This is a genomic window from Nostoc sp. 106C (genome assembly GCF_002154725.1).
Classification (GTDB): Bacteria; Cyanobacteriota; Cyanobacteriia; order Cyanobacteriales; family Nostocaceae; genus Aulosira.
Genome location: NZ_MTAW01000135.1, coordinates 1 through 3,222, shown reverse-complemented (window position 1 = coordinate 3,222; position 3,222 = coordinate 1). Strand labels below are relative to the sequence as shown.

Genomic DNA, 3,222 nt, shown 5'->3' with positions numbered 1-3,222 from the left:
CATTCCGCTTTGCTTCATTCGCAATGACAGGTTTTGGATCATTTATTGTTTGGAACACTCCTAGAATCTTCGGAATTGAGACACTGATGCCCTTCGGCTTGGTGCACTTGCTACCCTACGGGAACGCTAAGAGCGAACAAGTCGGAAGATCTGCTGTTAGCACCCTTCACCTGTTGCCCTTGATTGATAAAGATTTATTCAGTTGAAAATAAACTAATTTGGTATTTAAGAGAACTGACAATTTGTTTTGTTGATATTCAGCAATTTTTAAGATTATCTAGATGTTTTTGAGATGCTTATTAGCTTTTGTGAGGAAATAAGGTGCGTTTTCCCTGATTACTTACTCGTCTAGGACTGATCAAGCAACAGCCAAATTAGGATAAAGCGATCGCACTGAAGGCAGCAGTGCTTCCGCAGAGCGGAAGCTATCGCCTCTCGCTTGCAACCCCTTAACCCTGAAATTATTGATAATCTCAGGATTTTCCTATTTTTTCGGGGAATATCAAAATTCAATTTTTCAAAATTTTGTATAGCTCATGGTTCTCTTCCTGCTCAACAACAAGCATTTTGAGATTCTAAGGCTTTAAATTCACTAGCTCTGGACTGCTTGCTTTTTTTTAAATCTTATGAAATTATACTTAATATAAGTAAACTACACTAATTCGATAAATTTAGTGTAGTTTAAGCCTCCACGACTAGCAATTTCTTATTTTGCTCACTATTTCGTTGGATTGGTTTGATGAAAAAGCCTTCCATGCATACTGTTGGATTTGAGAAACACTAGGTATGATGAATTTTTCTTTTAATTAGACCTGTCTAATTGAGCAAACACTCTTTCCATCAGTTCATCACTTGATTACACCCATTTGTTCACCTTCAAAAAGTTAGTTTGGAAAATTTTGTATGGCAGCTATAGCGTTAAGCGTATCTACTGTTAAGCCTCTAGGCGATCGCGTTTTCATCAAGATTAGTGAATCCGAAGAGAAAACAGCGGGAGGTATCCTTCTACCTGATAGCGCTAAAGAAAAGCCACAGGTGGGTGAAATTGTTGCAGTCGGCCCTGGTAAACGCAACGATAACGGCACTATTCAAACTATAGATGTTGCTGTTGGCAATAAGGTTTTGTTCTCCAAGTACTCAGGTACCGACATCAAGTTGGGTACAGAAGATTATGTTCTCTTGTCTGAAAAGGACATCTTGGCAATTGTTTCATAGTTGATTGCCATTAGTTATTAATCATTTTTCTTGCACAAAACGCGAATGAAGACTAAACAATCACATTCGCAATTGATGAACTTACACAATATTTAAAGAGACTCACATCATTATGGCAAAACGCATCATTTACAACGAAAATGCTCGTCGTGCTCTGGAAAAAGGAATTGACATTCTTGCTGAAGCAGTAGCAGTCACCCTCGGCCCTAAAGGTCGTAACGTTGTTTTAGAAAAGAAATTTGGCGCGCCGCAAATTGTTAATGATGGAGTTACCATCGCGAAAGAAATTGAATTGGAAGATCACGTTGAAAACACAGGCGTATCTCTAATTCGTCAAGCTGCTTCTAAAACTAATGATGCTGCTGGAGACGGTACTACAACTGCAACTGTTTTGGCTCACGCCATTGTCAAAGAAGGTTTGCGAAATGTAGCAGCTGGTGCAAATGCCATCGAACTCAAACGTGGTATCGATAAGGCCACAGGTTTCCTCGTGGACAAAATCAAAGAACACGCGCGTCCTGTAGAAGACTCAAAAGCGATCGCCCAGGTTGCGGCAATCTCTGCCGGTAACGATGAAATCGTGGGTGCTTTAATTGCAGAAGCCTTAGATAAAGTTGGTCGTGAAGGTGTTATTTCCTTAGAAGAAGGCAAATCAGTTACCACCGAACTAGAAGTTACAGAAGGGTTGAACTTCGACAAGGGTTATATCTCTCCCTATTTTGCAACCGATGCTGAAAGGTTGGAAGCCGTATTCGATGAGCCTTTCCTGCTGTTAACTGATAAGAAAATTGCTTTGGTGCAAGACCTCGTACCCGTACTTGAGCAAGTAGCGCGTGCTGGTCGTCCTTTGGTAATTATTGCCGAAGATATTGAAAAAGAAGCTTTAGCAACCTTGGTAGTTAACCGCCTGCGTGGTGTGCTAAATGTAGCCGCTGTTAAAGCACCTGGATTTGGCGATCGCCGCAAAGCTATCCTAGAAGACATTGCCATCCTTACAGGCGGACAGTTAATTACCGAAGACGCTGGTCTGAGACTAGATGCCACCAAGCTTGATCAACTCGGTAAAGCGCGCCGCATCACCATCACCAAAGATAGCACCACCCTCGTTGCTGAAGGTAACGAGCAAGCTGTAAAAGCACGAGTAGAGCAAATCCGCCGCCAAATCGAAGAAACTGAATCTTCCTACGATAAAGAGAAACTGCAAGAACGTTTAGCAAAACTCGCAGGCGGCGTTGCAGTTGTTAAGGTGGGTGCTGCCACAGAAACCGAACTCAAAGACCGCAAGCTACGCCTGGAAGATGCCATTAACGCCACTAAAGCTGCTGTGGAAGAGGGTATCGTTCCCGGTGGTGGTACGACACTGGCACATTTAGCACCTGGCTTGGAAGAATGGGCAAAATCTCACCTCACAAATGAAGAATTAACAGGCGCTTTGATTGTATCTCGTGCATTGGCTGCACCTTTAAAGAGAATTGCAGAAAATGCCGGTCAAAACGGCGCAGTAATTGCAGAACGAGTCAAAGAAAAAGAATTCAATGTCGGTTACGATGCAACCACCGGCGAATTCGTAGATTTGTTTGCAGCTGGAATTGTTGATCCCGCCAAGGTAACTCGTTCAGCAGTGCAGAATGCTGCGTCAATTGCAGGTATGGTATTAACCACTGAAGCCATTGTAGTTGACAAGCCAGAACCGAAGGAAGCTGCTCCTGCTGCACCCGGTGGCGGTGGCTTAGGTGGCGATTTCGATTATTAATCCTGAATTGGTTGTAAAACAATAGGTTTTGGGTCTTTTGTAATCTTCAGGGGCGATTGTCAAATATTGCGATCGCCTCTTTACTATGATTTCTCTTCTTTCTCTCTTCCTTGGCGTCCTACCCTACCCTGCGGGAACCCCTTCGGGGAACGGGAACGACTACTCTGCGAGTTCTCCTTTGGAGTACGTCGAACGCGCCTTATACCAATTCACTAAAACTGTGATACAGATAAAGAAGGAATAAATATCAACGA

At 42.9% G+C, this 3,222-nt stretch carries 3 protein-coding genes; all 3 read left to right on the top strand.

Annotation, left to right across the window (positions count from 1 at the left end):
* The coding region (locus BV375_RS37715; RefSeq protein ID WP_208099159.1) for a hypothetical protein at nt 1–206 on the top strand (206 nt) is incomplete at its 5' end.
* 697 nt (nt 207–903) lie between these two features.
* A complete protein-coding gene (gene groES / locus BV375_RS20995) occupies nt 904–1,215 on the top strand; it encodes a co-chaperone GroES (protein ID WP_086763890.1) in 312 nt (103 codons plus the stop codon).
* Between the two features lie 112 nt (nt 1,216–1,327).
* Nucleotides 1,328–2,968 (top strand): chaperonin GroEL, encoded by a 1,641-nt coding sequence (groL, locus tag BV375_RS20990; RefSeq protein ID WP_086763888.1) that lies wholly within the window; start codon nt 1,328–1,330, stop codon nt 2,966–2,968.
* Nucleotides 2,969–3,222: the final 254 nt, after the last annotated feature.

Excerpts from the sequence above, each read along its gene's own strand:
- groL (WP_086763888.1), top strand. The coding sequence starts at position 1,328 with ATGGCAAAACGCATCATTTACAACGAAAATGCTCGTCGTGCTCTGGAA.
- groES (WP_086763890.1), top strand. The coding sequence starts at position 904 with ATGGCAGCTATAGCGTTAAGCGTATCTACTGTTAAGCCTCTAGGCGAT.